29 protein-coding genes are annotated in these 22,050 nt (G+C 72.2%); 15 read left to right on the top strand and 14 right to left on the bottom strand.

From position 1 onward, the window contains the following. Positions 1–86 precede the first annotated feature (86 nt). Positions 87–512 carry an SsgA family sporulation/cell division regulator gene (locus ACFWJB_RS19360; RefSeq protein WP_385472386.1) on the top strand — a complete coding sequence of 142 codons (426 nt, stop codon included), beginning with the start codon at positions 87–89 and terminating at the stop codon, positions 510–512. 52 nt (positions 513–564) lie between these two features. Here the strand turns inward: ACFWJB_RS19360 and ACFWJB_RS19355 are convergent, their stop codons facing one another. Then, entirely contained in the window at positions 565–990 is a 426-nt protein-coding gene (locus ACFWJB_RS19355) for a DUF6328 family protein (protein WP_385472392.1), read from the bottom strand. Between the two features lie 235 nt (positions 991–1,225). Here ACFWJB_RS19355 and ACFWJB_RS19350 point away from each other — a divergent pair, with 235 nt between their 5' ends. Further along, on the top strand, positions 1,226–1,573 hold the full coding sequence (locus tag ACFWJB_RS19350; protein ID WP_385472383.1) for a hypothetical protein: 348 nt from the start codon (positions 1,226–1,228) through the stop codon (positions 1,571–1,573). 51 nt (positions 1,574–1,624) lie between these two features. Here ACFWJB_RS19350 and ACFWJB_RS19345 read toward each other — a convergent pair whose 3' ends face one another. Beyond that, positions 1,625–2,608, bottom strand: a complete 984-nt coding sequence (locus ACFWJB_RS19345; RefSeq protein ID WP_386923558.1) for an aldo/keto reductase — start codon at positions 2,606–2,608, stop codon at positions 1,625–1,627. 131 nt (positions 2,609–2,739) lie between these two features. On the opposite strand from ACFWJB_RS19345, the gene ACFWJB_RS19340 reads away from it, so the two are divergent. Continuing rightward, positions 2,740–3,192, top strand: coding sequence for an SRPBCC family protein (locus tag ACFWJB_RS19340; RefSeq protein ID WP_386923556.1), 453 nt, complete (start codon positions 2,740–2,742; stop codon positions 3,190–3,192). A 19-nt stretch (positions 3,193–3,211) separates the two neighbouring features. On the opposite strand, the gene ACFWJB_RS19335 is transcribed toward ACFWJB_RS19340, so the two are convergent. The 3 genes from ACFWJB_RS19335 to ACFWJB_RS19325 all read right to left on the bottom strand — a co-directional run bounded on the left by ACFWJB_RS19335 (position 3,212) and on the right by ACFWJB_RS19325 (position 5,391). Further along, the gene (locus ACFWJB_RS19335) at positions 3,212–3,913 is read right to left on the bottom strand and encodes a ribonuclease H (protein WP_385472374.1); all 702 of its coding nucleotides are present in this window, start codon (positions 3,911–3,913) and stop codon (positions 3,212–3,214) included. Between the two features lie 31 nt (positions 3,914–3,944). Next, the gene (locus tag ACFWJB_RS19330) at positions 3,945–4,742 is read right to left on the bottom strand and encodes a VOC family protein (RefSeq protein WP_385472371.1); all 798 of its coding nucleotides are present in this window, start codon (positions 4,740–4,742) and stop codon (positions 3,945–3,947) included. Positions 4,743–4,908: 166 nt separating this feature from the next. After that, positions 4,909–5,391 carry a VOC family protein gene (locus ACFWJB_RS19325; RefSeq protein WP_385472368.1) on the bottom strand — a complete coding sequence of 161 codons (483 nt, stop codon included), beginning with the start codon at positions 5,389–5,391 and terminating at the stop codon, positions 4,909–4,911. A 262-nt stretch (positions 5,392–5,653) separates the two neighbouring features. Here ACFWJB_RS19325 and ACFWJB_RS19320 point away from each other — a divergent pair, with 262 nt between their 5' ends. Continuing rightward, positions 5,654–6,307, top strand: a complete 654-nt coding sequence (locus ACFWJB_RS19320) for an ATP-dependent Clp protease proteolytic subunit (protein WP_385472365.1) — start codon at positions 5,654–5,656, stop codon at positions 6,305–6,307. Continuing rightward, positions 6,307–6,909, top strand: a complete 603-nt coding sequence (locus tag ACFWJB_RS19315; protein ID WP_385472363.1) for a ClpP family protease — start codon at positions 6,307–6,309, stop codon at positions 6,907–6,909. The genes ACFWJB_RS19320 and ACFWJB_RS19315 overlap by 1 nt, the downstream gene beginning before the upstream one ends. Before the next feature lie 87 nt (positions 6,910–6,996). Here ACFWJB_RS19315 and ACFWJB_RS19310 read toward each other — a convergent pair whose 3' ends face one another. Further along, positions 6,997–7,383, bottom strand: coding sequence for a helix-turn-helix domain-containing protein (locus ACFWJB_RS19310; protein ID WP_385472360.1), 387 nt, complete (start codon positions 7,381–7,383; stop codon positions 6,997–6,999). Between the two features lie 277 nt (positions 7,384–7,660). Between ACFWJB_RS19310 and ACFWJB_RS19305 the strand changes: the two genes are divergently transcribed. Next, on the top strand, positions 7,661–8,548 hold the full coding sequence (locus ACFWJB_RS19305) for an RNA polymerase sigma factor SigF (protein WP_386923552.1): 888 nt from the start codon (positions 7,661–7,663) through the stop codon (positions 8,546–8,548). Positions 8,549–8,638: 90 nt separating this feature from the next. On the opposite strand, the gene ACFWJB_RS19300 is transcribed toward ACFWJB_RS19305, so the two are convergent. Further along, positions 8,639–9,094: an ATP-binding protein gene (locus tag ACFWJB_RS19300; protein ID WP_385470827.1), complete on the bottom strand. Its 456-nt coding sequence runs from the start codon at positions 9,092–9,094 to the stop codon at positions 8,639–8,641. 146 nt (positions 9,095–9,240) lie between these two features. On the opposite strand from ACFWJB_RS19300, the gene ACFWJB_RS19295 reads away from it, so the two are divergent. The 3 genes from ACFWJB_RS19295 to ACFWJB_RS19285 all read left to right on the top strand — a co-directional run bounded on the left by ACFWJB_RS19295 (position 9,241) and on the right by ACFWJB_RS19285 (position 11,605). Further along, positions 9,241–9,825: a PRC-barrel domain-containing protein gene (locus ACFWJB_RS19295; RefSeq protein WP_385470829.1), complete on the top strand. Its 585-nt coding sequence runs from the start codon at positions 9,241–9,243 to the stop codon at positions 9,823–9,825. Further along, positions 9,822–10,238, top strand: coding sequence for a PRC-barrel domain-containing protein (locus ACFWJB_RS19290; RefSeq protein ID WP_385470831.1), 417 nt, complete (start codon positions 9,822–9,824; stop codon positions 10,236–10,238). Before ACFWJB_RS19295 ends, ACFWJB_RS19290 begins: the two co-directional genes overlap by 4 nt. Before the next feature lie 89 nt (positions 10,239–10,327). After that, positions 10,328–11,605 (top strand): streptophobe family protein, encoded by a 1,278-nt coding sequence (locus ACFWJB_RS19285; RefSeq protein ID WP_385470833.1) that lies wholly within the window; start codon positions 10,328–10,330, stop codon positions 11,603–11,605. On the opposite strand, the gene ACFWJB_RS19280 is transcribed toward ACFWJB_RS19285, so the two are convergent. Next, positions 11,602–12,369, bottom strand: a complete 768-nt coding sequence (locus tag ACFWJB_RS19280; RefSeq protein ID WP_386923585.1) for an HAD family hydrolase — start codon at positions 12,367–12,369, stop codon at positions 11,602–11,604. The two genes, ACFWJB_RS19285 and ACFWJB_RS19280, sit on opposite strands and share 4 nt — an antisense overlap. Before the next feature lie 532 nt (positions 12,370–12,901). Here ACFWJB_RS19280 and ACFWJB_RS19275 point away from each other — a divergent pair. Next, positions 12,902–13,543 carry a ScbR family autoregulator-binding transcription factor gene (locus tag ACFWJB_RS19275; protein WP_385470834.1) on the top strand — a complete coding sequence of 214 codons (642 nt, stop codon included), beginning with the start codon at positions 12,902–12,904 and terminating at the stop codon, positions 13,541–13,543. 63 nt (positions 13,544–13,606) lie between these two features. On the opposite strand, the gene ACFWJB_RS19270 is transcribed toward ACFWJB_RS19275, so the two are convergent. Then, positions 13,607–14,017, bottom strand: coding sequence for a hypothetical protein (locus ACFWJB_RS19270; protein ID WP_385470836.1), 411 nt, complete (start codon positions 14,015–14,017; stop codon positions 13,607–13,609). 334 nt (positions 14,018–14,351) lie between these two features. On the opposite strand from ACFWJB_RS19270, the gene ACFWJB_RS19265 reads away from it, so the two are divergent. After that, entirely contained in the window at positions 14,352–14,732 is a 381-nt protein-coding gene (locus ACFWJB_RS19265) for a nuclear transport factor 2 family protein (RefSeq protein ID WP_385470838.1), read from the top strand. A gap of 83 nt (positions 14,733–14,815) precedes the next feature. Further along, a complete protein-coding gene (locus ACFWJB_RS19260; protein WP_385470839.1) occupies positions 14,816–15,103 on the top strand; it encodes a DUF1905 domain-containing protein in 288 nt (95 codons plus the stop codon). Between the two features lie 18 nt (positions 15,104–15,121). Here the strand turns inward: ACFWJB_RS19260 and mgrA are convergent, their stop codons facing one another. Beyond that, positions 15,122–16,114, bottom strand: a complete 993-nt coding sequence (mgrA, locus tag ACFWJB_RS19255) for an L-glyceraldehyde 3-phosphate reductase (protein ID WP_386923548.1) — start codon at positions 16,112–16,114, stop codon at positions 15,122–15,124. Positions 16,115–16,242: 128 nt separating this feature from the next. Between mgrA and ACFWJB_RS19250 the strand changes: the two genes are divergently transcribed. Continuing rightward, complete coding sequence (locus tag ACFWJB_RS19250; protein WP_385470843.1) at positions 16,243–17,127, top strand: LysR substrate-binding domain-containing protein; 885 nt, start codon at positions 16,243–16,245, stop codon at positions 17,125–17,127. Between the two features lie 25 nt (positions 17,128–17,152). Next, on the top strand, positions 17,153–17,668 hold the full coding sequence (locus ACFWJB_RS19245; protein ID WP_386923546.1) for a DinB family protein: 516 nt from the start codon (positions 17,153–17,155) through the stop codon (positions 17,666–17,668). Here the strand turns inward: ACFWJB_RS19245 and ACFWJB_RS19240 are convergent. Beyond that, the gene (locus ACFWJB_RS19240) at positions 17,632–18,729 is read right to left on the bottom strand and encodes an adenosine deaminase (RefSeq protein ID WP_386923544.1); all 1,098 of its coding nucleotides are present in this window, start codon (positions 18,727–18,729) and stop codon (positions 17,632–17,634) included. The two genes, ACFWJB_RS19245 and ACFWJB_RS19240, sit on opposite strands and share 37 nt — an antisense overlap. 45 nt (positions 18,730–18,774) lie before the next feature. Next, positions 18,775–19,167: a VOC family protein gene (locus ACFWJB_RS19235; RefSeq protein ID WP_385470849.1), complete on the bottom strand. Its 393-nt coding sequence runs from the start codon at positions 19,165–19,167 to the stop codon at positions 18,775–18,777. Between the two features lie 147 nt (positions 19,168–19,314). On the opposite strand from ACFWJB_RS19235, the gene ACFWJB_RS19230 reads away from it, so the two are divergent. Beyond that, positions 19,315–19,770, top strand: coding sequence for a pyridoxamine 5'-phosphate oxidase family protein (locus ACFWJB_RS19230; RefSeq protein ID WP_385470851.1), 456 nt, complete (start codon positions 19,315–19,317; stop codon positions 19,768–19,770). Between the two features lie 5 nt (positions 19,771–19,775). Here ACFWJB_RS19230 and ACFWJB_RS19225 read toward each other — a convergent pair whose 3' ends face one another. Together ACFWJB_RS19225 and ACFWJB_RS19220 are read right to left on the bottom strand one after the other, a co-directional pair. Next, positions 19,776–20,675, bottom strand: a complete 900-nt coding sequence (locus tag ACFWJB_RS19225) for an oxidoreductase (protein WP_386923541.1) — start codon at positions 20,673–20,675, stop codon at positions 19,776–19,778. A 30-nt stretch (positions 20,676–20,705) separates the two neighbouring features. Beyond that, positions 20,706–21,596: a glycoside hydrolase family 19 protein gene (locus tag ACFWJB_RS19220; RefSeq protein ID WP_385470855.1), complete on the bottom strand. Its 891-nt coding sequence runs from the start codon at positions 21,594–21,596 to the stop codon at positions 20,706–20,708. Positions 21,597–22,050: the final 454 nt, after the last annotated feature.

Raw genomic sequence — 22,050 nt, 5'->3', positions numbered from 1 at the left:
CGAGGAAGTCACCCGGTTGCCGGAGCATCTTGCGCGGGATCGGGGTACTAGAGGGCCCTACGTCTGTTCTCCCGGAGGCCCCTGCCGTGAACTCCCTCGTGCACAAGACCCTGGTCGTGCAGCTCCAGACGGGCGACGCCGACCGTTTCCCGGTGCTCGCCCACCTGAGCTACGACCCGGCGGACCCGTTCGCCCTCACCGTGGTGTTCAGCCACGACGGTCGCGTGCTGGCCCGCTGGACGCTGGACCGGGAGATGGTGGCCGACGGACTCGCCCGCCCGGTCGGCGTGGGCGACGTCCGGATGCGGCCCGAGTCGCGGGGCATGTGGGAGGAGCTGCGCATGGAGTTCCTCGGCGACCACCGGCCCGACGGGGAGCGTCATCGCGCCGTGGTCTTCGTGTGGGCGGCGGCGGTGGCCGCGTTCCTGCGCGAGACCCACGGGGTGGTCCGGCCGGGCGAGGAAGAGGTGCACGTCGACGACTTCCTCGCGGAGCTGATGGCCGACGGCTGAGCGGACACCGGCGCACCGCCACGGCGCGGCTCCCCCGGGAGGGGCCGCGCCGTCAGCGTGACGTGTGGCGGTGCCGGGTCCACAGGGGTATGCCGAACCAGCACAGCAGGTACCACAGCACCACGCCGGTGACCAGGTAGGGCACGAAGCCGTCATGGGTGGCGACGCGCAGGATCAGCAGGAGCGACGAGGTCGTGGTGGCGAGCAGCAGCACCAGGCCGAGCAGGGTCAGCCGCGAGGCCCACTGCACCGCCTGGGGCTTCACGCGTCGCCCGGAGACGAGGCGGTGCAGGGACACCGGCCCGATCAGGGCGCCGGTCGTCACGGCCCCGAGGACGACCGTCACCAGGTAGAGCGTCCGGTCGGCGTCCGACAGGTCGTCGTACTTGGGGGTGAACACGACGGTGAGCAGGAAGCCGAAGAGGATCTGCACGCCCATCTGCGCGACGCGGACCTCCTGGATCAGCTCCGTCCACATCCGGTCCGCGCGCTCCTCCTCGCTCTCGTCGCGCCCCCTGCGGCGTCCCGAGTGCCCCGTCGTGTCCGCGTCCGTGTGCGCCACAGTTCCTCCCGTTGCCGACGCCTGGTCCCCCTTCCCTCTTCCCGGGTTCCCCACGGTCAGACGACGTGTCGCCGGCGCGTCCGGTTTGGGCGGTCCGGGGGCGGTTACACGGGCGGGACCCACACACCCAGGCCTAGGAGGATGGCGCAGGATGTCCGACACTCAGCTCACCGTGACGCTCAGCGGGGGCGGCATCGACGACGCGCGGGCGGTCGTCCGCGCCCTGGAGGGCGCCTTCGGGGCACCCGACGAGCTGCCCGCCGACGAGCGGGCGACGATCCGTACGGCGACGTTCAGCTCCCCGCCGTCCCCCGAGGCGGACCCGGCCCCACGGGAGGCGGGGGCCGGGCTGTCGGAGCCGGTGACGGTCACCGTGCAGGGCACGCCGCAGGCCGTGGAGGCCGCGAGCAGGACGCTGACCGGCGCCTTCTCGACGCGCGACGAGGGTGCCGTCTCCGGCGACCAGGAGCGGGAACGGCAGCTGCTCCTGGTGCCGTGAGCGGGGCCGCAAGAGGTACCGCGCGTGGCGCCGTGAGGCGGCCGGAGCGGGCTACCAGCGGCCTTCGACCTGCTGCTTGATCCGGCGGTCGTAGAGGTCGCGGACCGCCGTGAGCGTCTCCTCGCTCAGCTCGGGCAGCCGGGCGGCGTCCGTGTTGGCGCGGGCCTGCTCGGGCGAGCGGGCGCCGGGGATCACGGTGGTCACGCCGGGCTGCTGGACGATCCAGCGCAGCGCCAGCTGGGCGGGCGTGTACCCCTCGGGGGCGAGGGCGGCGAACTCCGCGGCGGCCTCCACGCCGGTGGCGAAGTCGACGCCGGAGAAGGTCTCGCCCTGGTCGAACGCCTCGCCGTGGCGGTTGAAGCTGCGGTGGTCGTTCGCGGCGAAGACCGTGTCCTTGGTGTACTTGCCGGTCAGCAGGCCGGAGGCGAGCGGCACCCGGGCGATGATGCCGACGCCGGCCTCCCTGGCGGCCGGCAGGACCTCGCGCAGGGGCTTCATGCGGAACGGGTTGAGGATGATCTGCACGCTCGCCACGTTGGGCCGGGCGATGGCGGTCAGTGCCTCCTGGCAGGTCTCGACGCTGACGCCGTACGCGGCGATCCGCTCCTCCTCGACGAGGGTGTCCAGGGCGTCGAACACCTCGTCGGAGGAGTAGACCGGGGTCGGCGGGCAGTGCAGCTGCACCAGGTCGATGACGTCGACGCCGAGGTTGCGGCGGGAACGGTCGTTCCAGTCCCGGAAGTTGTCGAGGACGTAGTTCTGCGGGATCTGCTCGACGCGCCGGCCCATCTTCGTGGCGACCAGCACGTGCAGGTCCGGCCTGCTGCGCAGGAAGGTCGCGATGGTCTCCTCGCTGCGGCCGTCGCCGTAGACGTCGGCGGTGTCGAAGAAGGTCACGCCCGATTCGGCCGCGGCCTCGAGTACCCCGAGGGCTTCCTTGTCGTCGACGTCCCCCCAGTCGGCACCCAGTTGCCAGGTGCCGAGGCCGATCACCGACGCGTGCTGGTCCGACCTGTCGAAAGTGCGCTCGTCCATGCCGTCAGTCTGTCATCCGCGAAGTCGCGCCACCGAGCCGGGACGGCCCGCGCGGCGAGGAGGGTGATTCACCCGGAATCCGTCGGGTACCCGCGCGGCTCCGTCCGACGAACCATAGGAGGAGAGACAGCGTGTCGCAGGTCGAGGAGTCCATCGAGGTCCGCGTCCCGGTCCGTACCGCCTACAACCAGTGGACCCAGTTCGAGTCGTTCCCCGAGTTCATGAACGGGGTGCAGCGCATCGAGCAGCGCGGTGACACCCTCACCCACTGGGTGACGAGCGTGGACGGCGTCCACCGTGAGTTCGACGCGGAGATCACCGAGCAGGTCCCGGACGAGCGGGTCGCGTGGACCACGGTGTCCGGCGAGGCCAAGCAGGCGGGTTCGGTCACCTTCCACCGCCTGGGTGACGACCGCACCAAGGTGATGCTCCGGATGGAGTTCCAGCCGGAGGGCGTCACCGAGAAGGTCGGTGACAAACTCGGGGTCGTGCAGCGGCAGACCAAGGGCGACCTGGAGCGGTTCAAGCGGTTCATCGAGGAGCGCGGCCAGGAGACCGGGGGCTGGCGCGGCACCGTCGCGTGAACCGCGCGCCCGGCCGGGGCTATCCGGCCGCCGCCGTGCGGCACTCCGGATGGCCCCAGCCCTGGTCGTTCTTGGCGATCGACTCCCCGGCCGCGTAGGAACGGCCGCACGCGCAGCGCCCGGGGAACTTCGCCTTGATGGTGCGCGCGGAGGCGCCCCCGCTCCTGCGGCCCGCCGCGGGCGCGCGGCGCGGCGCCTTCCGCGCCGCCGGGACGTCCGGCGAGGGCGGCGGCTCGGGTGAACCGAGGCCGCTGCCCGCGGGCTCCTGGGCGGTGGCCGCCTGGCTGGCGGCGCGGTCGGCGAAGTCGTTGAGCCGGTCGCCGTCGACCTGGTGGGCGGGTACGTAGCGGAACTCGACCGACCGGCCGTCGAGCAGCTCGTCGATGCGCACGACCAGCTCCTGGTTGGCGACCGGCTTGCCGGCCGCCGTCTTCCAGCCGTTGCGCTTCCAGCCGGGCAGCCAGGTGGTGACGGCCTTCATGGCGTACTGGGAGTCCATCCGGACCTCCAGCGGCACGTCCGGGTCGGTCGACGCCAGCAGGCGCTCCAGCGCGGTGAGTTCGGCGACGTTGTTGGTGGCCTTGCCCAGCGGCCCCGCCTCCCAGCGGGCCGGAACCTCCGCCGCGTCGGCCACCACCCAGGCCCAGCCGGCCGGACCCGGGTTTCCCTTCGAAGCCCCGTCGCACGCGGCCACCACACGTTCACGCATGGCCCCGATCATGCCATGGTCCGGCCGGGTGCCCGGACGGCCCTCAGGAGACGGGCGTCAGCTTGGGCATCTCCCCCTCGGTCTTCGTGATGTCGATCACCGAGAAGCTCGCGCCCTGCGGGTCGCTGAGCGCGGCGAAGCGGCCGAACGGAGTGTCCATGGGCCCGAAGCGCAGGACTCCGCCGAGCTTGGTGGCCCGGGCCACGGCGTCGTCGCAGTCGGTGACCGTGAAGTAGACGTTGATGTACGGCGCCACCTCGGGCGGGAAGTCCTCGGTCATCCGCATCCGGCCCAGGACGGGACGGTCGTCCAGGTCGTACAGGCGGAAGTCCACGTGCTCGTCCTCCATCTGCTTCTCCGTGTAGGAGAAGACCGCGGGGAAGAACGCGTCCGACTTGCCGGGCTCGCGGGTGAAGACCTCGGCCCAGCAGTACGCGCCGGGTTCGGCCATCGCCTCGAAGCCCTCGTGGGTGCCGCCCTGCCAGACGCCGAACACGACGCCGCCCGGGTCGCGGGCCAGGCACATGGTGCCGAAGTCGCCGACCCGCATCGGCTCCATCAGCAGCTCGCCGCCCGCCTCGCGGATGCGGCCGGCGGTCGCGGCGGCGTCCGGGGATGCGAAGTAGAGGCACCACTGGGAGTGGTCCTCCTGGCCGGGCGGCGGCGGGACCACCGCGGCGACCGCCTTGCCGTTCGCGTAGCACTGGGTGTAGTTGCCGTACTCCGACGACGACTCGCCGAAGGTCCAGCCGAGGACGTCGCCGTAGAAGCGCTTGGCCCCCTCGACGTCGCTGAACATCGCGTCGGCCCAACAAGGGGCTCCCTCGGGTTGCACGGCCATGACTGCCGCCTCCGCGTCGCTGGGTGTTCCTGATGGTCGTGGTGGTGCGGACGGTGTGGATGGTCCGTTTTTTCACGCTAGTCACCCCGGCCCGGCCGCGCGCGCCGAGCGTCGCCGCCGTGTGGACGGGCCGGGAGGCCGTCGTGCCGGGCACGGCGGCGTGGCCTCACTGCCCCGCGTAGGCCTTCTCCAGCTCGGCGATGTCGAGCTTGCCCATCCCCATCATCGCCTTGAAGGCACGCGCGGCCCTGGCCGGATCCTCGTCGCGGAACATCTCCTCGATCCGGACGGGCACGACCTGCCACGACACCCCGAACCGGTCCTTGAGCCAGCCGCAGGGACCCGTCTCGCCGCCGCCCTCGACGAGCTTGGCCCAGTAGTGGTCGACCTCCTCCTGGCTCTCGCACATGACCTGGAAGGAGACGGCCTCGTTGAAGGTGAACTGGGGTCCGCCGTTGAGGGCGACGAACCTCTGGCCGTTGGCCGTGAAGTCGACGGTCAGGACGGAGCCGGCGGTGCCGGGCGCGCCCTCGGGGTAGTGGGTGACGGCGCCGATGCTCGAGTTCTTGAAGACCGAGACGTAGAACTCGGCGGCCTCCTCCGCCCGGCCGTCGAACCAGAGACACGTGGTGAATCCGTCGGTGGTCATGAGTACCTCCCAGGTGCGGACGTGGAACGCGGTCACCACTGTCGACCGGTGCGGACAACGGAACTCATCGGTCGCGACGGCGGACGTTCCGGATGTTCCGGATCTTTTCCATGGTCGGGGACCGGGCGGCCGGGCGCTCTGCCGGCGGCGAATCTGCCGCGGGCAGAGAAGTGCCCGCCGGGGCCGGACGCGGCCCGAGAGTGGAGGGACCGCGGCGTACCGGCCGCGCACGACTCCCCCGACGACTCGACGAGGAGCGCCGATGTCCTTGCTCACCACCGGCCCGGCGGCCGGGCTTCCCCGGGCCGAGGAGGGCGACACCCCTCCCACCCGCTTCGACGACCATCTGGCCGCGCAATTGCTCGCGCAGCGCATCGTGCTGCTGGGCACGCAGGTCGACGAGGTCTCCGCCAACCGGGTCTGCGCCCAGTTGCTGATCCTCTCGGCGGAGGACCCTCGCACCGACATCAGCCTGTACATCAACAGCCCCGGCGGCTCCGTGCACGCGGGGCTCGCCATCTACGACACGATGCGGCTGATCCCGAACGACGTCTCGACGCTCGCCATGGGCTTCGCCGCCAGCATGGGGCAGTTCCTGCTCAGCGTCGGCGCGGCGGGCAAGCGCTACGCCCTGCCGAACGCGCGGGTCATGATGCACCAGCCGTCGGCGGGCATCGGCGGCACGACCGCCGACATCGAGATCCAAGCGGACAACCTGGAGTTCACCAAGCGGACCATCGAGCGGATCACCGCCGAGCACACCGGCCAGAGCCCGGAGACGATCTCCCGGGACGGAGACCGCGACCGCTGGTTCACGGCGGAGGAGGCCAGGGAGTACGGCATGGTCGACCGGGTCGTGGAGTCCCTCACGGACGTCCGGCCGTCCGCCTCGCGGCGCAGGGTGGGGTTGCAGTGATGGGGAGCTACACGATTCCGAGCGTCGTCGAGCGCACCCCGCAGGGCGAGCGGTCCTACGACGTGTTCAGCCGGCTGCTGTCGGAGCGGATCATCTTCCTGGGCACCGAGATCGACGACGGCGTGGCCAACGTCGTCATCGCGCAGCTCCTGCATCTGGAGTCGTCGGCCCCGGAGAGCGAGATCGCGGTCTACATCAACTCCCCCGGCGGCTCGTTCACGTCGCTGATGGCGATCTACGACACGATGACCTTCGTCCAGGCGCCGATCTCGACGTTCTGCGTGGGGCAGGCGGCCTCCACCGCGGCCGTGCTGCTGGCCGGCGGGGACCCGGGGCGCCGGTTCGTGCTGGAGCACGCGCGGGTGCTGCTCGGGCAGCCGGCCAGCGGCGGACGGCAGGGCACGGTCTCCGATCTGGCGCTGCAGGCCAAGGAGATGGTGCGGATCCGCTCCCAGGTCGAGGAGGTGCTGGCCCGGCACACGGGGCACGACCCGGCGGCGCTGCGCGCGGACATGGACCGCGACAAGGTGTTCACCGCCGCGGAGGCCGTGGCCTACGGGCTGGCCGACGAGGTGCTCGGCCGGCGCCTCGTGAGGGGGTGAGCGGTGCGGGTGTGAGACTCCGGCCCGGTGTCCCTCGGCGACCGTGACGGCCGCCGGGAGACCCGGGCCGGACGGCGGGAACGCCCGTCAGGCGGCCAGGCACATGCCGTCGTGGCGGGCGGCGGAGGTGCCGCGGTGGCCGCCGGTGTGCCGGGCGGTGACGCGGACCAGCTCACCCTGGGCGCGCGCCAGCAGGTCTCCCAAGCCCAGGCCCAGGGCGCCCGCGGCGGCGGCGAGGACCTCCGACGACGCCTCCTTGCGGCCGCGCTCCACCTCCGACAGGTACGGCATCGAGATACGCGCGGTCTCCGCGACGTCCTTCAGCGTGCGTTCCTGCGCCAGGCGTTCGCGCCGCAGGACGTCGCCGACCAGATCGCGCCACAGGGGCTCTCTGACGGCGGGACGGTCCTCCGGGCGCGCGGCGGGAGGGCGGAGGGGAATGACGCGGGCTTCGTCCGGCGAGTGGCTGGTCACGTGTACAGCCTAGGAGTCCGGCGGCCGGGGGGAAGGGGGCGGCATTCCGCCGACAGGGGAATCGGCCGAGGGCGAACCACCGCGTGACACCGCGTCATAGTGCCGCCCGCGGCTCACCGGCATAGTCTGGAGGGACCTGCACCGCCCCGCGACGACGCCGCGGTCACCGCGTTCACGCCACTCGCGAAACCGGGTGGCATGGACGCGCGCGACCCGGGTACCCGCCAACGGTAAGGACCTGGGGAGACGCCCAACCGTGACTTTCGTGGGAGAGGTAATGGAGACCGCCGTGATCCGGCCGGAAGCGCAGGTCGTCGGGAGGACAACCGAGAGCGGGACGGACTACGGGGCGCTGCCGGGCGTCGTGGACCCGCGCACCGTTGCGCCGCGTGACGCCCGCCAGCTGTCACGTCAGTTCTTCCAGCGCCTGACGGAGCTCGAAGAGGGCACGCACGAGTACCAGTACGCGCGCAACACGCTCATCGAGATGAACATGTCGCTCGTGCGGTTCGCCGCCGGCCGCTTCCGCGGCCGTGGCGACGACATGGAGGACATCGTCCAGACCGGCATGATCGGCCTCATCAAGGCCATCGACCGGTTCGAGCTGTCGCGCGAGGTCGAGTTCACCTCGTTCGCGCTGCCGTACATCGTCGGCGAGATCAAGCGCTTCTTCCGCGACACCACCTGGGCGGTGCACGTGCCGCGGCGGCTCCAGGAGCTGCGCGTGGAGCTCGCCAAGGCGCGCGAGGAGCTGTCCAGCCGGCTGGACCGCGAGCCCACCGTCGCCGAGCTCGCCACGCTGATGAACATCAGCGAGCGCGAGGTGGTCGAGGGGCAGATCGCGTCCAACGGCTACAACTCCTCCTCGCTGGACGCCGCGCTGACCGGGGACGGCCCCGAGGGCGGCGAGTCGGTGCTGGCCGACTTCATCGGTGTGGAGGAGGACGGGCTGCGGCTCGTCGAGGACTTCCACTCGCTCGCCCCGCTGATGGCAGAGCTCAGTGAGCGCGACCGGCGGATCATCCACATGCGGTTCGTGGAGGAGGCCACCCAGGCGGAGATCGGCGAACAGCTCGGCTGCTCCCAGATGCACGTGTCCCGGCTGATCAAGCGGATCATCACCCGCCTGCGCGAGGGCATGCTGGGCGAGCTGGGCTGCGCCTGACACGGACGACGAACAGGACCCCGGGGTGCGTCACGGCCCCGGGGTGCTTCTTTGTGCGGTTTTCCATGTGGCTGCGAGTGAGCGGACCGGTCACTCGTCGGTGACGCGCAGCACCGCGCTCACCCGCTTGCCGACCGGCACCCGCTCGACGACGACCGTCTCGGCGAGGGCGTGGACGATCTCGAGTCCGTGCCGGCCGACCCGCTCCGGGTCGCGGGGGAAGCGCCGGGGCACGGCCCCGCTGCTGTCGTAGACGGTCACCGTCACGGAGGCGTCCGTGCCCTCCAGCTCCAGGATGTACGGCCCCTGGCTGTGCCGGTCGGCGTTGGTAACCAGCTCGCTCACCACCAGGAGGACCGCGCCGTCGGCGCGCCGCCCGATCGTGGCGCACCACTCGGTCCTGAGCTGGTCGAGGAAGAGCGAGGCCAGGTGCCGCGCCTGCGCGATGCATCCGGGCTCGCCGGAGTAGTGGGCCGCCAGCCTCAGTGGCTCCACGGGAACGTCGAAGCCAGTCGGTATCACTGCCCCGTCCAGGTATTCGGTCATGCGTTTCTCTCTCGGAAGCCGGACTGGCCGGACGCTACTGCACGAGTCCTCGTACCCCCGCTCCGGCATTGCAGTCCACCTCTTCCCACAGTGCGGGAATCGTCACAGCCGGCCGGGGAACCCGGAGGGTACGGGAAAGGTGTGCGATGGACGAATTGATGGGCGCGCGCAGTCTCACCACCCGGCCGGTGGTCACCCTGGGCGGGGACGTGATCGCCCACGTCAAGGACACCGTCTTCGACGCCGGCGCCGGGCGGATCACCGGTTTCACGCTGAGCGGCCGGGACCTGTGGTCCGGCCCGATGAAGGAGGGACTTCCGTGGTCGGCGGTGCACTCGCTCGGCCACGACGCGGTGATGGTCCGCGACCGGCGGGGGCTGGTGAGCACCGCGCTGCTGACGTTGCACCAGGAGACGCTGCGGGCACGGCTGCTCGGTGCGAGCGTGCTGACCGACGCCGGCTCCGAGATCGGTACCGTCCTCGACGTCGTGGTGGAGGGCGGCACCGGGGGGCGGGTCGCCGGTTTCCGGCTGGCGGCGAGCAGGCGGTTCGCGCCGGGCCCGACCCGTCACCGGCGCAGGGTGTACGTGGCACGGGGCGGGACGCTGACGGTAGCCGGCCGGTCGCTCGTCCTTCCCGTGGACGCCGTACGGCACGTGGCCGACGACCTGTCGGGCTTCTCGGCCCTGGTCGACGGCGTGCCCGGCAGCCGGAGGGGCTCGCCGTCGTGATGCTGTTCACGGAGGTGCGGGGGCTGCCCGTGCTCACCGGGGACGGGGAACGGAGACTGGGGGCGGTGACGTCCCTGACGGTCGACGCCGCCGCCGGCGTGGTCAGCCACGTACGGTTCCGGGCCGGCCGTCTGCGCGGGGAGTCCGTGCTGGCCTGGGAGGCGGTGCGGTCCCTCGGCCCGGGGGCCCTGCGGGTCGGTCCGGCGGCCGAGCCGGACGCGGCGCCGCCCGGTCACGATCTGCTGGGCCACCGGGTCCTGACCGAGGCGGGGGTGGAGCGGGGCACGGTGCTGGACGTGGCGTTCGATCCGCGGACCGGCCGCGTCCTCGCGCTGTTCACGACGCGGGGCGAGGTGTCGCCCGGCCGCATGATGGGCCTGGGCGACCACGCGCTCGTCGTCCGGGAGGACTGAGCCCGGGCGGACGGTGCGGCGGGGCACACGCCGACGCGGACGGCCCCGCCGGGAGGGCGCGGCGGGCGGGGCCTGCTTAGCGTGGCTGCGTGAGCGCGCGAACCCTTTCCGGTCCGGCAGTGGCCCGTCACGGCTGGGCGCAGGCCCTCGCCACGGTACTGGCCGGGCTGCTCGCCATGGGAGCCGTGGCCGCGTTCGGGCTGTGGGCGGCCGGTGCCACGGACCTGCCCGACAACGCCTTCCCCCGGGTCGTCACGGCGACCGTCGTCGCCGCCGTGGGCGGTTCGGTGGAGCTGTCCGGGGACGCCGGGGGCCTCGCCGGCACCGACGCGGGACTGACGGTGATGCCGCTGTCCGTCACGCTGGCCGGGGCGCTGGTGATCGCGGCGGGATTCCTGCGGCCGCTGCGTCACCGTGCGGTCGCCGGCGCCGGGGAACTGGCCGGCTGGGCCGGCCGCATCGCCCTCCTGTGGCTGCTCGCCCTCGTCGGACTGGCCTTCGCCTCGCGGCAGACCTTCGAGGTGCCGCTCGGGGAAGGGGTGCTCGACGACCTCGGGGACCTGTTCGGCATCACCCCGCGGATCGGCTTCACCACGGACGTGCCGCTGACCGCGCTGTTCGGCCTGCTCTGGCTGGCGGGTGTGCTGGTGCTCGCCCTGCTGGTGGCGCGCGGGGCGCCGCTGCCGGGACGGCTGCTGCGTTTCCGGGCGTCGGTGCGGCCGGTGGCGTACGCGATGGTGGCGCTGCTGCTGGCGTACGTCGCCGTCGGTGCCGTCGTCGGTCTGGTCGTCGCCGGGACGCGGGGGCATCCGGCGGACACCTTCGCCGTGCTGCTGCTCGGTCTGCCGAACCTGGCGTGGCCGGCGCTCACCATCGGTCTCGGCGCCACCTGGAACGGCCGGGTGGAGGGGCCGTTCGGGCTGCCGATGCCGCACGTGCTCGACGAGGTGCTGCGCACGCCGGACGTCTCCACGGTGAATCTGGGCACGCTCACCGACCGGGACGGACGGATGTGGTGGCTCCTCGTCGCGGCCGTGGTGCTGGTCCTGGCGGCCGGGTGTCTGGCGGCGGCCCGGTCCCCGGCCGGTGTGCCGGCGTGGCGGCTCGCCGTGCACATGGCGGTGGCGCTGGCTCTCACGGTGCTCATGATCTGCGCGGTGGGCCGGGTCTCCGCGTACTACGGCCTGTCCGTGCTCGGCATCGGTGACCTGGGCGGAGGACTGTCCGGGCGGTTGTTCCTGCGCCCGCGGCCGTGGGGCGCGGTCGGCCTCGCCCTGCTGTGGGGTCTGGTCGCGGGGTTCCTCGGCGCGCTGATCGTGCGCGGGGTGCGTACCGGGGGTGTCGCGGACGGGCGGCCGTCCGCCTAGTGCCCGGGCGCCCGCCCGGCCGGATCGTCTCCGGGGCCGGCCATCCGTGTGCGCGCCCAGCCGAGCACCTCTTCGGAGTCCAGGCCCGTGACCCAGGCGTCGGCCTGCCGGCTCCCCTCGCCGGGCGGCTGCGGTCCCACGCCTAGGACCCGCAGCCCCGCGCGTCGTGCGGACTCGACGCCCGTGAGGGAGTCCTCGACGGCGAGAGCCGCCTGCGGGGGGACTCCGCACAGGCGGGCGGCCGTGGCGTAGACGTCGGGCCAGGGCTTGGGCCGCACCACGTGCTCCTGCCCGAGGCCGTCCGCCGGCCCCGCCGCGCCGGACGTTCCCGGCGTCACCGTGGGGACGACGACGTGCCGGAAGTACGTGCGCAGTCCGGCCCTCGCAAGGCTCTCCTCCACCGCCACCAGCGGGCAGTTGCTGGCCACCGCCAGCGGGAGGCGCCGCGAGCACAGCCGTACGAACTCGGGGGCGCCGGGCATCGTCAGCGGGTCCTGCGCGACGAGGAACATGAAGTGTTCGAGCAGCGCGTCCGCGAGCTCCTCGGCCAGGTCCGGCTTGTTCGTCTCCTGGGCCATGAGCCGTCCGCAGTCGGCGTAGTGCACGCCCTTCGCCCGCTCGGCGAAGCCGGGGGGAGGCAGCAGACCGAACTCGCGGAAGGTGCGGATGCGGGCGTCCTGCCAGTGGCATTCGGTGTCCATCAGGGTTCCGTCGCAGTCGAAGACGACGGCTTCGGGCGACCAGTTGGACGGAAAACGCGACATCCCGGTCACGGCGACCTCCTGGGGTGGGCGGCCACGCGCGTCACGGGGCCGCCGGGTGAGTGGTTGCGGCCTCCCGCGACGGGCCACCGGGACCGTCACCGTTCCCTCGTCGGTTCCACCGGCGGGAACGATCAGCATTTCGGGACATCAGCCGCAAAAGGAAAACATTGCGACGGCTACGTTATTTCGGTCCGGAAAGGCAGCGCAATCACTACTTCGAGTGCTCGACCCCAGGGCGTCCGGGGTGTATACGGGCATCGGGCGCGATACGTGCGCGGCAATTGCTGACGCACCGTCACTGCCGCTTCCGCGCAGCGGAGTTGAGACCGGCCGCAGGAAGGGAACCGCCCGTCGGCGGGCCGCGACTGCCTTGATCGGTGGAGCGCGCGAGCAGCACCCAAAAGGCCAGTCGCCACTCGCGCGCGTTCATCTTCGAAAGAAAAAAGCAATAACCGCGCGCAGTTGACGCCCGATTGCTCCAGGCGTACGCGGGCGCACTACATTTTCCGTCGTTCATCAACGACGAGCCGAGGTGCGCGAGATCTTGCAAGAACGGGCCAGAGCAACCCGCAGATCGCTCCTGGAGGCGGCCGCCTGCCTCTTCGCCCAGCAGGGATACGCGGGGACCAGCGTCAACGACATAAGCGCCCGGTCCGGGCGGACCAGCGGCTCCGTGTACTTCCACTACGCCAGCAAGGAGGGCATCGCCCTCGCCGTCGTCCGGGACGGCTTCGCCACCTGGCCCGGCCTCGCCGCGCGGTACGGCGACCTGTCCGTGCCACCGCTCGAACGCCTCGTCGCCCTGAGCTACGAGATCGCCCGGGCCCTCTCCGAGGACCCCCTGACCCGCGCGGGTGCCCGGTTGTGGGCGGAGCGCGACACCATCAACGTGCGTCTGCCCGACCCCTTCGCCCTCTGGACGACCGCCGCCACACGTCTGCTCTGCCAGGCCCGGAACAGTGGTCAGCTCGCCGCGCACATCCGCCCGGCCCCCACCGCCCGCACCCTGGTCCGCGCCTTCTTCGGCTTCTGCGCCCTCACCGAGGCACTGGAGGGACCGGGCGCCCTCACCGGCCGCCTCTCCGACTGGTGGCACGTGACCCTGCCGTCGCTCAAACCGGCCCCCGAGCACGACGGCCCCGGGCAGGCCGGCCTCCGGGCGGGCGGTACGTGAGCGACGCCGCTCGGATCCAGCCGTCCGCGCCACGTCCGGGCCGACAGCGGCGGCCGTACGGACTCAGGCGACGGGGACGACCAGCGGCGGAGCGGCCCGCTGCATGCGCAGCGCGTCGACGGACTCGGCCAGCAGCTCGTACTCGGTGGTGTCGTCGCTGGTGGCGATGCGCACCAGGCGCCCCGCGGCCAGCTCGTCGGCGACCAGTTCCTGCTGGACGACGTCCGCGCACCAGTGGCGCAGGACGCGCGGCACGTCGGGAGCGTCGTCGGCGACCGGGGTCAGGGCGCCGCGCGGTAAGTGAGGGGAGTCGGGCTGCGGATCGAGGCGCTCGGCCATCCAGGACGCGCGGTCACGCAGCCACCACAGGGCGAGGGCGAGGGTGGGAGCCCGGTAGGTCCCCAGGGGGACGCCGACACGCCGGCCGTCGCAGACCCCGTAGGCGGTGACATGGCACAGGAACTCGTCGTGCACTGCTCCCCTCCCCCGTCGCCCGGCTCGCCTGCCGGTCGGGCATGACGTCCGGGCGGCTCGTGTGCGGTGCGTGAGGGCACTGTCGCGTGGTGTGAGTCGCCCTAAGGGTGAGTATGTTCACTGCTGAACCACTGTCACCATGAATTTCCGGCCAGTCTCCTGGCATATTCACGGCACTGGTTGGCCGAAACGTGACGACCGGCCGCAGCCACCGTCATGACCCCGGAGGTAATCGACGGCTCCGGCCCGGTGCGGGCAGGGTTGCGCTACCGGGTCGCCGAGACCGGACCCGGTCCCCGACCAGTACGTACCACCTCGATGGAGGCTGATCGACATGTCCGCACCCACCCACCGTCACGAGGATGCCGTCGCCCGCTACTTCGAGGCCTGGAACGCCGGGGCGGAGGCGCGGGACAAGGCGGTCGCCGCGGCCTGGACCGCGGACGGCGGCTACACCGACCCGCTCGCCGACGTCCGCGGCCACGAGCAGATCGCCGCGGTGATCACCGCGGCGCACGAGCAGTTCCCGGGGTTCGTCTTCCGGCTGTCCGGTGCCGTCGACGGTCACCACGACACGGCCCGCTTCTCCTGGGAGCTGGTGAACGAGGCCGACGGCTCGGCGCCCGTGGCCGGGTCCGACGTGATCACCCTGGACGAGGAGGGCCGGATCCGGGCCGTGTACGGCTTCCTGGACCGGGTGCCCGCGGGGGCGTGACGCCGGACCGCCGGCGATGAGTTCCACGGCTCCCGGGAGTCTGCCGAGGAGACGGGCCGCCGGGCCCCGGGAGCGGAGGAACGATGACCACGAACCAGGCGCTGGACGAGGAGTTCACCGCGGTCCTGCGCAAGAGCCCCGCCAAGGGCGGGTGGACGTACCTGGTCTGGCCGCGGTCCGCCGAGTTCTTCGGCACCCGCGGCCCGGTCAAGGTCCGGGGCACGATCGACGGGCACGCCTTCCGCAGCTCCTTCATGGCGCTGGGCGACGGCACCCACAAACTGCCCGTGAAGGCGGACGTCCGCCGTGCCATCGGCAAGGAGGAGGGCGACACGGTCACGGTCCGCCTGGCCGAGAGGCTCGAGGCGTGACCGTGTCGCAGGGCCGCTCTAGCGGGTGACGACGGCGTCGATCCGGGACAGCTCGCCGGCGTCGAAGTCGAGGTTCCCGATGGCCGAGACGCTGTCCTCGAGCTGCCGCGGGCTGCTCGCGCCGACGAGGGCCGAGGTCACCCGTCCCTCGCGCAGGACCCAGGCCAGGGCCATCTGGGCCAGGGACTGGCCGCGGGACTTGGCGATCTCGTCCAGGGCCCGCAGCTTGGCGACCAGTTCCCCGGTGACCGCGTCGGAGTTCAGGAAGGGGCTGTCGCTCGCGGCGCGCGAGTCCTCGGGGATGCCGTCGAGGTAGCGGCCGGTGAGCAGGCCCTGTTCCAGCGGGGAGTACGCGATGGAGCCGACCTTCAGCTCGTCCAGGGTGTCCAGCAGACCGCTGCTCTCCGGGCGCCGGTCGAGCATCGAGTAGCGCGGCTGGTGGATCAGCAGCGGAGTGCCCAGGTCGGCGAGGATGCGGGCGGCCTCGCGGGTCTGCTCCGGCGAGTAGTTGGAGACGCCGACGTAGAGCGCCTTGCCCTGCTGGACCGCCGTGTGCAGCGCGCCCATCGTCTCCTCCAGGGGAGTCTCCGGGTCGGGGCGGTGCGAGTAGAAGATGTCGACGTGGTCCAGGCCCATGCGGGTCAGGCTCTGGTCGAGGGAGGACAGCAGGTACTTGCGCGAGCCCCACTCGCCGTACGGGCCGGGCCACATCAGATAGCCGGCCTTGGTGGAGATGACCAGCTCGTCGCGGTACGGCGCGAAGTCGGCCTCCAGGGCCTCGCCGAGCGCGGACTCGGCGGAGCCGGGCGGCGGGCCGTAGTTGTTGGCGAGGTCGAAGTGGGTGACACCGAGGTCGAAGGCGCGGCGCAGGATGGCGCGCTGGGTCTCGACGGGGCGGTCGGGGCCGAAGTTGTGCCACAGGCCGAGCGAGAGCGCGGGGAGCTTCAGGCCGCTGCGTCCGGTGCGCCGGTAGGGCATCTCCGCGTAGCGGTCGGGGTGTGCGGTGTACAACGCGACTCCAGAGGGGTTGGCCCCCGAGGTACGGGGCTTGGGCGGAACCGCGCCCCACTCTTCCGTGACCTGCGGGCAGTGGTCCAACAGAAGAATCCGATGGTATTCAGCGGCTAGGCTTCTCAATCATGGAACTACGCCATCTCCAGCACTTCGTGGCGGTCGCCGAGGACCAGCACTTCACCCGCGCGGCCGAACGGCTGCTGGTGTCCCAGTCCGGCCTGTCGGCGTCGATCCGGGCGCTGGAGCGGGAGCTGCGGGCACCGCTGTTCGTGCGCACGACCCGCAGGGTGACGCTGACGGAGGCGGGGCGGGCGCTGCTGGACGAGGCACAGCGCATCCTGGCACAGGTGCGGTCGGCCCACGAGGCGGTCGCCGCGGTGCAGGGCGTGCTGCGCGGCACGCTGTCGCTGGGCACCGAGCAGTGCATCGCCGGGGTGCCGGTGGCGGGGCTGCTGGCCGCGTTCCGGCGCCGGCATCCGGACGTGGAGATCCGGCTGCGGCAGGCGGGCTCGGGCGAGCTGGCGGAGGAGGTCGCGGCCGGGCGGCTCGACCTGGCCTTCGCCTACCGCACGCAGGCGGACACGGAACAGCTGCGGTCCGTCTCGCTGGCCGGCGAGCCGATGACCGTCCTGTGCCATCCCGGCCACCGCCTCGCGGGGAACGGTGCGGCGCTGGCCCCGCGCGATCTCGCCGAAGAGGTCTTCGTCGACTTCCACCCGGACTGGGGCCCGCGCCGCGTCACCGACACGGCCTTCGCCGCGGCGGGCGTACGGCGGACCGTCGCGCTGGAGGTGAACGACGTGCACGGGCTGCTCGACCTGCTCGACGAGAATCTCGGCATCGCGGTGGTGCCGCGCCACTTCCGGCACAAGCGGGCCTCCCTCACCTCGCTGCCGTTCGCGGACTCCGACGACACGGCGTACGAGACGATCGCCCTGCTGCCGCCCCCGCAGGCCACCAGTCCCGCGGCCCGGGCACTGATGGGGCTGCTGGAAACGGGGAGCGCGTGAGGGCGGACTGAGCGATGGTGGACCCATGCTTGCGAAGGACATCCTCATCGAGGGCTACGGCCGCATCCAGGAAGAAGTCCACGCCGCCGTCGAGGGCCTGGACCCCGACGGCCTGAACGCCCGTCCCGCTCCCGACGCGAACTCCGTCGCCTGGCTGGTCTGGCACCTCACCCGGGTGCAGGACGACCACATCGCGGACGCCTTCGGGCTCGACCAGGTGTGGCTGACCCAGGACTGGGAGAAGCGCTTCGGGCTGAATCTGCCCCGCCACGACACCGGGTACGGACACAGCTCCGCGCAGGTCGCCGAGGTGCGGGTCGACTCGGCGAGCCTGCTGACCGGCTACCACGACGCCGTGCACGAACAGACGCTCGGCGCCCTGCGTTCCCTGTCCGCCAAGGACCTGGAGCGGGTCGTGGACGACAACTGGGATCCGCCGGTCACGCTGGGCGTGCGCCTGGTCAGCGTCCTGTCCGACGACCTCCAGCACGTCGGACAGGCCGCCTACGCGCGCGGACTCGTCCGGAGCGCGGCCTCGTAACCCGGCAGGACGACGTCCTCGATCAGGGCCCTGCGCTCGTCGAAGGGGATGAAGGCGCTCTTGAGGGCGTTCACGGTGACCGTGCGCAGGTCCTCGGCCGTCCAGCCCGCGTGCTCGACGAGGAGGGACATCTCACGGGTCATCGTCGTGCCCGAGACCAGGCGGTTGTCGGTGTTGAGGGTGACGCGGAAGCCGAGGTCCTTGAGCGCCGTGATCGGGTGCTCGGCGATGGAGGTGGCGGCGCCGGTCTGGAGGTTGGAGGTCGGGCACATCTCCAGCGCGACGCGGCGGTCGCGGACCCAGGCGGCGAGGCGGCCGAGCTTGCCGGCCGCGAGGTCGGGGATGTCGTCGGTGATGCGGACGCCGTGACCGATGCGCTGGGCGCCGCACACCTGGAGGGCCTGGTGGATGCTGGGCAGCCCGTGGGCCTCACCGGCGTGGATGGTGAACGGCACGTTCTCGCGGCGCAGGTGCTCGAAGGCGTCGAGGTGGTCGGCGGGCGGGAAGCCGTCCTCGGCGCCGGCGATGTCGAAGCCGACGACGCCCGCGTCCCGGAACGCGACCGCGAGGTCGGCGGTCGCCCGGGTGCGGTCGAACATCCGCATGCCGCACAGCAGGGTCCCGACGCGTACCGGCGTGCCCGCCGCCGCGGCCTTCGCCATGCCGGCGGCCAGGCCCTCCTGGACGGTCTCCACGACCTCGGCGAGGCTCAGGCCGCCGTTCGTCATGAGCTCGGGGGCGTAGCGGACCTCGCCGTAGACGACGCCGTCGGCGGCGAGGTCGAGGACGTACTCCTCGGCGGTGCGCAGCAGGCCCTCGCGGTTCTGCATCACGGCGAGGGTGTGCTCGAAGGTGGCGATGTAGCGCACCAGGTCACCGGAGTTGGCGGCCTCGTAGTACCAGGCGGCCAGCTCGTCGGGGTCGGTGGTGGGCAGGGTGTGGCCGACGGTGGCGGCCAGTTCCACCACGGTCGCGGGGCGCAGGCCGCCGTCGAGGTGGTCGTGCAGCACCGCCTTCGGCAGGCGGCGGACGGTGTCGTTGTCTATGCGCGTAGATGACATGTGCGGCGATTCCTCGGCGGGTCGGTGCGGGGAGTGCGGGTCGGGTCAGACGGCGGGCTGGAGCAGGTCCCAGCGGTTGCCGTACAGGTCCTGGAAGACGGCGACCGAGCCGTAGGGCTCGTGCCGGGGATCCTCCAGGAAGGTCACGCCGGCGGCGGCCATCCGGGCGTGGTCGCGGGCGAAGTCGTCGGTGTACAGGAAGAAGCCGACGCGCCCGCCCGTCTGGTCGCCGATCCGGGCGCGCTGGACCTCGCCCTTGGCGCGGGCCAGCAGCAGAGCGGTGCCCTGCCCGGGGGCGCCGGGTTCGACGACCACCCAGCGGGAGCCGTCGGGCCGGGGGGTGTCCTCGGCGAGGCGGAACCCGAGGGCCCCGGTGTAGAAGCGGATCGCCTCGTCGTAGTCGTCGACGACGAGGGTGACCAGGGCGATACGCGGCATCGGGACCTTCCGGGACAGGCGATTGACCGGAGAGGTTATACGTAAAACTCAGCGGACGCCAGTCTCCGGTCCTACGTCTCGGGCCCGAGGCCGAGCACCGCCCCGGGCCCGAGGTGCGGGCCCGGCCCGCACCCTACGGTCGTGACCATGAGGAGCACCGCACCGCCGCGCGAACCCGGCCGCCGAAGGCACGACGTACTCGACCGCCTGGAGCGGGAGTCGGACATCTGGGTGGCCACGGCGGACGCCGGGGGTCTGCCGTGCGCGGTCCCGTTGTGGTTCGTGTGGCACCGGGAGTCGGTCTGGCTCTGCACGCGGCTCACCAACCCGACCGGCCGCAACCTGCGGGACGGCGGCCGGGCCCGGCTGGCGTTCGGGGACACCCGGGACGTCGTGCTGATCGACGGCGAGGTGGAGACCTTCGCTCTGCCGGAGGCACCTTCGGCGGCCGAGGCGTTCACCGCGAAGACCGGCTGGGACCCCCGCGGGGACGGTGCGCCGTACGCATGGTTCCGGGTGCGTCCGCTCGCGGTGCAGGCCTGGCACGGGACGCGCGAGCTGAGGGGACGGCACCTCATGCGGGACGGTGTCTGGACCGTGTAGGCGCGTCAGCCCGTCCGTGCGCCGTCGAGCCGCGCGAGTTCGTCGTCGTCGAGCCGCAGGGCGCCCGCCGCCACGTTCTCGGCGAGGTGGCCGGGGTCGCCGGTGCCGGGGATGGCGAGCACGTTCGGCCCCTGGTGCAGGGTCCAGGCGATCCTGACCTGGGCGGGGCTCGCCCCGTGGGCCCGGGCGACGGCGCGGACCTCGTCCTCGTGGGCGGTGCCGGCGCCCCTGGGCCCCGCCTCGCCGGCGATGGCGTAGAACGGCACGAAGGCGATGCCCTGTTGCCGGCACAGGGTGAGGAGTTCGTCGGTCGCGGGGTCGTGGAAGCCGAGGCCGTAGCGGTTCTGGACGCAGACCACGGGCGCGATGGCCTGGGCCTCGGCGAGGTGGCGGGGCTCGACGTCGGAGAGGCCGAGGTGGCGGATCAGGCCGGCCTCACGCAGCTCGGCGAGGGCGCCGAAGTGTTCGGCGATCGAGTCCTGCCGCATGCGGCGCAGGTTGACGACGTCGAGGTGGTCGCGGCCGAGCTGGCGCAGGTTCTCCTCGACGTGGGCGCGCAGGTCCTCGGGGCGGGCGGAGGTGCCCCACTCCCCCGACCAGTCGCGGTACGGGCCGACCTTGGTGACGATCACGAGGTCGTCGGGGTACGGCGCCAGCGCGCTGTTGATCAGTTCGTTGGCGGAGCGCAGCGACGAGAAGTAGAAGGCGGCGGTGTCGATGTGGTTGACGCCGAGTTCGACCGCCCGGCGCAGGACGGCGAGGGACCGCGCGCGGTCGCTCGGCGTGCCGAGGTGGAAGGCGGCGCTGCCCGTCAGCCGCATCGCGCCGAAGCCGACGCGGTTGACGGGCAGGTCGCCGAGGTTCCAGGTGCCCGCGGTCTCCGCGGTGATCGTTTCCGAGGTCATCGGCGGAGTCTCGCACACGCCCGGCGGGGCTCAGCAGTACAGGTTGCCGCCCGGGGAGACACCGAGGATCTGGCTGAACCGCTGGTAGGTGGAGACCCGGCTCTGGACCTGGGCGGGGTTCTTCCCGTCGCACTCCAGGGAGCCGTTGATGGAGCGGATGGTCTGGCCGAATCCGGCCCCGTTGACCATGGCGTTGTGCGGGGTCATGGTGCCCGGTCCGGACTGGGTGTTCCAGTACCACAGGCCGGTCTTCCAGGCGACCGCCGCGTCGTTCTGCACCAGCCAGGGGTTGCCCAGCAGGTCGATGCCGAGCGCGTCGCCCGCGGCCTTGTAGTTGAAGTTCCAGCTGAGCTGGATCGGTCCGCGCCCGTAGTAGGCGGCCTGGCCGGCCGGGCAGCCGTAGGGCTGGTTCCAGTCGCAGTAGTGGGGGTAGTTGGCGGTGTTCTGCTCGACGACGTGCACCAGGCCGCCGGTCTCGTGGCTGACGTTGGCGAGGAAGGCGGCGGCCTCCTGCTTCTTCGTCGTGTCACTTCCGGTGTTGGCGAAGCCCGGGTAGGCGGCGAGCGCGGCGGTGAGGCCGCTGTAGGTGTAGAAGGAACTCCGCCCCGGGAACATCTGGTTGAACTGGGCCTCGCTGACCACGAAGTTGCCGACCGGCGTCTGCGAGCCGCCGTCGCAGCCGTACGGCTCCCAGTACCAGGTGCTGATGACCGGGTCGTAGCCCGGGTTGGCGTGCTCGGCGATGTAGGCCTTGCCGTCGGTGTAGCGGACGATGTCGCCGGCGTTGTAGGACTTGCCCGCCGTCCAGTTCGGGTAGCTCGAACACGCGGCGGCGGACGCCTCGGTGGCCGGCAGGAAGGCGGGCACGGCACCCGCGAGGGCGAGTGCGGTCACGAGGGCGGAGATACGGCGTCTCGGCACGGGGCTGCCTCCTTTGCGGAGCACGGCCGCTCCCCGCGACAAGGGCAGGGGGGAGCCGGTCCCTGTCCGCGCGTGCCGGTGGGACCGGCCAGGCGTGGGGGCGGCCGTGGTGGGGGGTGTGGAGGCATACTCAACCGCTTTGGTCTGTACCAGTCAAGGGTGTAGACCAGTTCAACCCGGCCGAGTTCCGGCCGGGTTGAGTGGGGATGCCGGCGGCGGGCCCGCGGCGAGGGGGGCCGGTGTCATGCGGAGGGTGAGTCCGGCGGGCGGCTCGGGCATCCGGGCGTGGAGTTCACCGCGTGCGGGCACGGTGACGCCGTTGCGGTCCTGCTCGAAGGCGGCGTCGATCTCGCGCACGTAGCCGTACGGCCTGAAGGCGATGCGCGAGACGGTGAAGGAACCGGCGCCGGCGTTGCACCAGTGAGCGTCCTCGCCGAACTCCGGCTCGGGATCC

Origin of the sequence: Streptomyces sp. NPDC127100, assembly GCF_042724095.1 — a bacterium.
In the GTDB taxonomy this organism is placed as follows: Bacteria; Actinomycetota; Actinomycetes; order Streptomycetales; family Streptomycetaceae; genus Streptomyces.
The sequence above is the reverse complement of the archived record's forward strand: the minus strand, read 5'-3'. Positions and strand labels throughout refer to the sequence as shown.

Bases quoted from the DNA above. Each gene is read 5' to 3' on its own strand.
- ACFWJB_RS19355 (WP_385472392.1), bottom strand. From the start codon at position 990: ATGTGGACGGAGCTGATCCAGGAGGTCCGCGTCGCGCAGATGGGCGTG.
- ACFWJB_RS19350 (WP_385472383.1), top strand. From the start codon at position 1,226: ATGTCCGACACTCAGCTCACCGTGACGCTCAGCGGGGGCGGCATCGAC.
- ACFWJB_RS19345 (WP_386923558.1), bottom strand. From the start codon at position 2,608: ATGGACGAGCGCACTTTCGACAGGTCGGACCAGCACGCGTCGGTGATC.
- ACFWJB_RS19335 (WP_385472374.1), bottom strand. From the start codon at position 3,913: ATGATCGGGGCCATGCGTGAACGTGTGGTGGCCGCGTGCGACGGGGCT.
- ACFWJB_RS19330 (WP_385472371.1), bottom strand. From the start codon at position 4,742: ATGGCCGTGCAACCCGAGGGAGCCCCTTGTTGGGCCGACGCGATGTTC.
- ACFWJB_RS19325 (WP_385472368.1), bottom strand. From the start codon at position 5,391: ATGACCACCGACGGATTCACCACGTGTCTCTGGTTCGACGGCCGGGCG.
- ACFWJB_RS19320 (WP_385472365.1), top strand. From the start codon at position 5,654: ATGTCCTTGCTCACCACCGGCCCGGCGGCCGGGCTTCCCCGGGCCGAG.
- ACFWJB_RS19315 (WP_385472363.1), top strand. From the start codon at position 6,307: ATGGGGAGCTACACGATTCCGAGCGTCGTCGAGCGCACCCCGCAGGGC.
- ACFWJB_RS19305 (WP_386923552.1), top strand. From the start codon at position 7,661: ATGGAGACCGCCGTGATCCGGCCGGAAGCGCAGGTCGTCGGGAGGACA.
- ACFWJB_RS19300 (WP_385470827.1), bottom strand. From the start codon at position 9,094: ATGACCGAATACCTGGACGGGGCAGTGATACCGACTGGCTTCGACGTT.
- ACFWJB_RS19295 (WP_385470829.1), top strand. From the start codon at position 9,241: ATGGACGAATTGATGGGCGCGCGCAGTCTCACCACCCGGCCGGTGGTC.
- ACFWJB_RS19280 (WP_386923585.1), bottom strand. From the start codon at position 12,369: ATGTCGCGTTTTCCGTCCAACTGGTCGCCCGAAGCCGTCGTCTTCGAC.
- ACFWJB_RS19265 (WP_385470838.1), top strand. From the start codon at position 14,352: ATGTCCGCACCCACCCACCGTCACGAGGATGCCGTCGCCCGCTACTTC.
- ACFWJB_RS19260 (WP_385470839.1), top strand. From the start codon at position 14,816: ATGACCACGAACCAGGCGCTGGACGAGGAGTTCACCGCGGTCCTGCGC.
- ACFWJB_RS19250 (WP_385470843.1), top strand. From the start codon at position 16,243: ATGGAACTACGCCATCTCCAGCACTTCGTGGCGGTCGCCGAGGACCAG.
- ACFWJB_RS19245 (WP_386923546.1), top strand. From the start codon at position 17,153: ATGCTTGCGAAGGACATCCTCATCGAGGGCTACGGCCGCATCCAGGAA.
- ACFWJB_RS19240 (WP_386923544.1), bottom strand. From the start codon at position 18,729: ATGTCATCTACGCGCATAGACAACGACACCGTCCGCCGCCTGCCGAAG.
- ACFWJB_RS19235 (WP_385470849.1), bottom strand. From the start codon at position 19,167: ATGCCGCGTATCGCCCTGGTCACCCTCGTCGTCGACGACTACGACGAG.
- ACFWJB_RS19230 (WP_385470851.1), top strand. From the start codon at position 19,315: ATGAGGAGCACCGCACCGCCGCGCGAACCCGGCCGCCGAAGGCACGAC.
- ACFWJB_RS19225 (WP_386923541.1), bottom strand. From the start codon at position 20,675: ATGACCTCGGAAACGATCACCGCGGAGACCGCGGGCACCTGGAACCTC.